Consider the following 4947-nt stretch of genomic DNA (forward strand, 5'->3'; position numbering starts at 1 on the left):
AAGATCGTCGATCGGATGATCTTGATGGTTTCGTCCAGGTCCTCGACGGCGCGGCTGACGCGCTCTGCGGCCCCTTCGTGCTCGACGAGCCGTGCCGCGCTCTGGAGGGTCATACCGGTGGCGAAGAGGCGCTGGATGGCCAGGTCGTGCAGGTCCCGTGCGATCCGGTCGCGCTCCTCCAACAGCGCAATCTGCTCGGCGTCCCGACGGCGCTCCGCCAGCTCCAAGGCGATCGTCGCCTGACCGGCGAAGGTGACGAGCGGCTCCAGCTCGTTCTCACCGAAGACGGGCTCTCCGACCGCGCGCGCGAGCAGCAGGACGCCCCTGCTCTCCCCGCCGGCGGTGCCCAGCGGGACCGCGACGGCGGGACCCAGCCCGCCCTGCGTCTGTGCATCGGCCGGGTAGCGGTCGTCGTCCGAGGCGTGCACGACCGTGACGGGCTGCCCGGTCCGGTGGGCGGTTCCCGACAGGCTTCCCGCGAAGGGGACGACGAGCCCCTGCCTGGTCTTGCTGTCCGCGCCGGCCGCGAACTCCACGAACAACCCCTCCGCGCCGGGAACCGGCATGGAAATGTCCGCGATCCGGGCCCCCGTGATCTCCTGGGCCCGCAGCGCGATGAGCTCCAGCACGGCAGGACGGGGACTGCCCGACAAGAGGCTCTCGATGATCTCAGCATTGGCCTTGAGCCAGAGCTGCTGGCGCTGCGATCCCTCGTACAGCCGGGCGTTGTCGATCGCCACGCCCGCCGCCACCGAGAGGGTGGAGATCACCGTCTCGTCCTCGGTGTCGAAATCGACCCCGCCCCGCTTGTCGGTCAGATAGAGATTCCCGAACACCTCGGCCCGCACCCGAATCGGTACACCGAGGAAGGTGCGCATGGGCGGGTGGTGCGGCGGAAACCCGTACGACGAGGAGTGGGCGCCGAGATCGGTGAGGCGCAAGGGCTCCGGGTGGTGGATGACCTCCCCGAGCAGGCCGTGGCCGGCCGGCAGCGGGCCGATTTCGGCGATGGCCTCCTCGTCGAGCCCCACGGTCAGGAACTGCGACAGGGTACGGCCGTCGGGGCCGATGACTCCGAGCGCCCCGTAGTCGGCGTCGACGAGCAGGGCCGCGGCCTCCACGATGCGCCGCAGCACCTGGGCCAGATCCAGCTCCCGGCCTACCGAGACGACGGCCTCCAGCAGGCTGTGCACCCGGTCCCGCGTGCCACGTACGGCGTCGATGCGTACGTGGAGCTCGTCGAGCAGCTCGTCCAGCCGCATCCGAGGCACTTGCGTCAACGGATCCCCCACACCCACGTGATTCCCCTTCGCTGCCCGCCCCCGTGCGGAGCCAGCGTATCGGCACGGCCGGGCCCGATGGGGCATCCACCTGCGGTCGCTGCGGACGGGAGAACGGACGCCCGGTGAGAGCTGAAGGTGAGATCCGTGCCGGCGCCTCGACACACCGGTGCGAAGCGCGACGCATCCTTGCGCGTGGGCGCGTGCCGTGACCGACTCGGTCACAGCACTGGACGGCGAGAGGGACGGTGGGGCGATGAGTCTCAAGAAGGCGGTCTACGAGGGGGAACTGCTGCGGCTCCAGACGGAGCTGGTCAAGCTCCGGCATGGGCCCTTCGGGCAGCTGTCCGGCCCTGTCGGCCCTTCACGCCGTCCCAGCCGGAGCATCAGCCCATGTGGAGGAGCGGCCAGGAGTCGGGCCGCGCCGACCGGACACGGAGTCCACGGCGGCGGGGTGGCGTGCTACCCCTCAGCGGCCCGTGGTCCTCACCAGCGGGCGGAGGGACCGGGCCACGTCCACGTCGAAGGGCTCGGTGCTGGGGGTGAGCATCGCCGCGGCTGCTGTGGCCACCCCCAGCATGCAGGCACTGACGGGGTCTCTGCCGACGGCCAGTTCTGTGGCAAGGGCGGCGACCATGCTGTCTCCCGCCCCGGCATCGCTCAAGGGCGTGCCGGGCAGCGGGGGAGCGTGCAGTTCGGTGTGGCCGTCGGCGGTCGAGCACAGTGCGCCCAGCGCGCCGAGGGTGGTGACGGCGATCTCGGCGGCTCCGGTGGTGAGCAGGTGGTCGTTGAGGGCTCGGGCGTCGTCGAAGTCGATGACGGCCCGGCCGGTCAGGCTCTCGGCCTCTGTCCGGTTGCACCTGAACAGGAACACGCCCTCCGCGAGCGCTGCCCGCAGAGCAGGCCCGGAGGTGTCCAGGATCAGCCGACCTCCGGCTTTCCTGACATGACGGGCGACGGTTGCGAAGTAGTCGTCAGGCAAGCCACCGGGCAGGCTGCCACTGGCCACGACGTACGGGCAACTGCCGACGAGCCGCCCCAGCACCTCCAGACACTGCTGTCCCTCATGCTCGTTCAGTCGCGGTCCGGGGGGCACGACGTGGTAACTGTGGCGCGACCCGACCTCGAACAGCACGAGTGCTTCGCGGGTGTCGTCGACGATGTCGACGGCGACGTGGTCGATGCCCTCTTCGTCCAGCAGCCGGTTGAGGCGCAGGCCGACCTCGCCGCCCGCTGTATGGACTGCGGTGGCCCGCCCTCCGAACCGCACGATGTGACGGGCGACGTTGATCCCTCCGCCGCCGACGGCCACCGCTCTGACCCGCGCACGGTTCTTGCCGGTACGCTCCAGGCGCTCTACCTCCCAGCAGAGATCGATGGTGGGGTTCATCGTCAGGGTGACGACGGCCGGTCGGGCCGTCTGCCCCGGTCCCCTTTTCTCTTCGGAGGCCCCGGCGGTAGCGCGGGCAGGCGTCGACGCGGCGTTCATCGCGGCGTCCTCGGTGCGCCGGGGAACGGATATTTATGAAGCGCCGCCGACTCCACCGGTCCACCGATCCGGCGCCATGACCGCAACATCATCGGCTCACCTCCGTGGAGGGCGACCTGTTCGCCCCGACTCTCATACTCGAACAGCCCGACGTCACGTGCATGCCGGCTCAGGGCCGGGACTGCTCCTGGGCTTCGTTTCTCCCGGGGCAGCCGGTTTACCCGGAGCTCATGGGCCGGTGCGCGCCTCCAGCCGGCAGCGGACGTCGACGATGCCTTCGACGGAGTGGGTGAGGCGTTCAGCCATGGGGATCAGGTTCCCGTCCCTGACCTGGCCGGACAGTGTGGCGACCCCTTGGGACACGGTCACCTTGACGGCGTCGTGGCTGAGCGGGAAGAGACGCTCGACCACGCCCTGACGGATCTCGGCGGCCAGGTCCTCGTCGGAACGGAGGAAGACCTTGAGCAGGTCGGCTCGGCTGACGATGCCCTTGAGGGAGCCGTCCGCGTCCACGACGGGGAGACGTTTGATGTGTCGGTCGGCCATGAGGCGGGCGGCCTGGGGGAGGGTGGCGTCGGGGCGGATGGTGACCGCGGGGGTGGTCATGAGGTTCTCGGCGCGGGTGGAGCCGGCCTTTGCGGTGTCGCCGAGCCGGCGCATCTGCTCCATCAAGCCGGGATGGTGATCATGGAACTCCTCCTTGGGGAGGAGGTCCGCCTCGGAGACGACGCCGACGACGCGGCCTTCGCCTTCGAGGACGGGGAGGGCGGTCACCCTCCACCGTTCCATCGCGGCGGTGATGTCCTTGAAGCCGGTGTCGGGGGTGACAGCGATGACCTTGGTGGTCATCACGTCGGCGACGGTGTACGGGGTGGAGGTCATGGCAGGTCCTCAGCGTGCGATGACGACGTTCTTGCGGCCGGGTATGCGGGTGTCGAGGCCGACGCTGGTCTGCCTCCAGCCCTTCCCCCTCACCCTGCGCCAGTGGTCGTCCGGGCCGGGAGGGCCGCGCGGTGCACATCGCGGTACCGTCCGGCCCATCTCAACGGACCAGGACGGCCCAGCCCGGCTTGGGCACGACGGCCGTCCGGCCCAGCTCGTTTTCGATCCGGTCCCGCAGGGTCTCGGAGGCGGTCTCCTCGCCGTGGACGAGGTAGGTGGTGTGCGGGGGAGGGGCGGCGCGCAGCCAGTCGATGACCTGGCCGGCATCGGCGTGGGCGGAGAAGTGCGGGACGTCGGCGACCAGCGTCAGGTGCGCCCAGGCGGAGCCGGGGATGTGGCCGCCGTGGTGCAGCATGAGCTTCGTCCCTGCCATGATCTCGACCTCGCTGCCGACGGGGACCGGGTCGAAGAACTTCACCGTGCGGTCGACGTCGTCATCGTCGTAGAGGGGCCTGGGTGGACGGTGCTTGGACCAGGCGCGGCAGGTAGCCGCAGTGGTCCAGGTGGGCGTGGGTGACGACGACGGCACGGATGTCGGCAGCATCGCGGGGTAGTTTCTCCCAGTTGCGGCGGCGCAGGTCCGCGACACCCTGGAAGAGCCCGCAGTCGACGAGGCTCCGGGCGTGGTCACTCTCGACCAAGAACTTACTGCCGGTGACCGTCCGTACACCGCCGAGCAACCGCAACAGAGCCGGCCGTGTCGACGCGGTCGTGAGCGGGGCTGGCTGGGGCATGCGAGGAGTCCTCCCTCCGGACAGGTGCCGATATCAACCGTCGCACGGGACCGCATGCCCGGGAGGGGCCCGATCGGCTCCTCGGAGGGGGCCGGTCGGCCCAAGCGCGGCAGCGGGACGGTGACACAGCCTGTCGTTGATGCTGCCGCATCGTCGAGAGGGGGCGGGACATGAAGGCACTCATCGCTGCCGGCGCCGGGCATGCCGTCCTGATGCTGTTGCGTGAAGCGTGCCCGATCGCGCCCGCCCGGGAGTAGTGATCACCATGAAGAGAACCCCGGCCACCCCGCCCGAGTCGTCCGCCGGCACGTCCAGGCGGACCGATCTGGGCCGCCGCCTCGTAGCCCGCCGCGAGGCCCTCGGCCTCAGCCGCGAAGAGCTCGGCCGCAGATGTGGTGCCGACGGCAACTAGGGTCTGTTGCGAAAGTGCTGATCACAGCCACTCGTTGATGGCTGCGACCAGCACGGTTGCCTCGTAGCGGACGGCGAGTTTGTCGTATCT

At 70.0% G+C, this 4947-nt stretch carries 6 protein-coding genes; 1 reads left to right on the forward strand and 5 read right to left on the reverse strand.

Annotated elements, in window-relative coordinates; genetic code table 11:
• The 5 genes from ACWF9Z_RS36410 to ACWF9Z_RS36430 form a co-directional block, all read right to left on the reverse strand.
• The coding region (locus ACWF9Z_RS36410) for a GAF domain-containing protein (RefSeq protein ID WP_453609886.1) at positions 1–1262 on the reverse strand (1262 nt) is incomplete at its 3' end.
• 487 nt (positions 1263–1749) lie between these two features.
• Entirely contained in the window at positions 1750–2769 is a 1020-nt protein-coding gene (locus tag ACWF9Z_RS36415; protein WP_453609876.1) for a 1-phosphofructokinase family hexose kinase, read from the reverse strand.
• Between the two features lie 228 nt (positions 2770–2997).
• A complete protein-coding gene (locus ACWF9Z_RS36420; RefSeq protein WP_453609878.1) occupies positions 2998–3651 on the reverse strand; it encodes a CBS domain-containing protein in 654 nt (217 codons plus the stop codon).
• A 160-nt stretch (positions 3652–3811) separates the two neighbouring features.
• Positions 3812–4129, reverse strand: a complete 318-nt coding sequence (locus tag ACWF9Z_RS36425) for an MBL fold metallo-hydrolase RNA specificity domain-containing protein (RefSeq protein ID WP_453609880.1) — start codon at positions 4127–4129, stop codon at positions 3812–3814.
• Between the two features lie 16 nt (positions 4130–4145).
• Positions 4146–4445, reverse strand: coding sequence for an MBL fold metallo-hydrolase (locus ACWF9Z_RS36430; protein ID WP_453609882.1), 300 nt, complete (start codon positions 4443–4445; stop codon positions 4146–4148).
• A gap of 265 nt (positions 4446–4710) precedes the next feature.
• Between ACWF9Z_RS36430 and ACWF9Z_RS36435 the strand changes: the two genes are divergently transcribed.
• A complete protein-coding gene (locus ACWF9Z_RS36435) occupies positions 4711–4857 on the forward strand; it encodes a hypothetical protein (protein WP_453609884.1) in 147 nt (48 codons plus the stop codon).
• Positions 4858–4947: the final 90 nt, after the last annotated feature.

This window comes from Streptomyces sp. NPDC054961 (genome assembly GCF_053609145.1).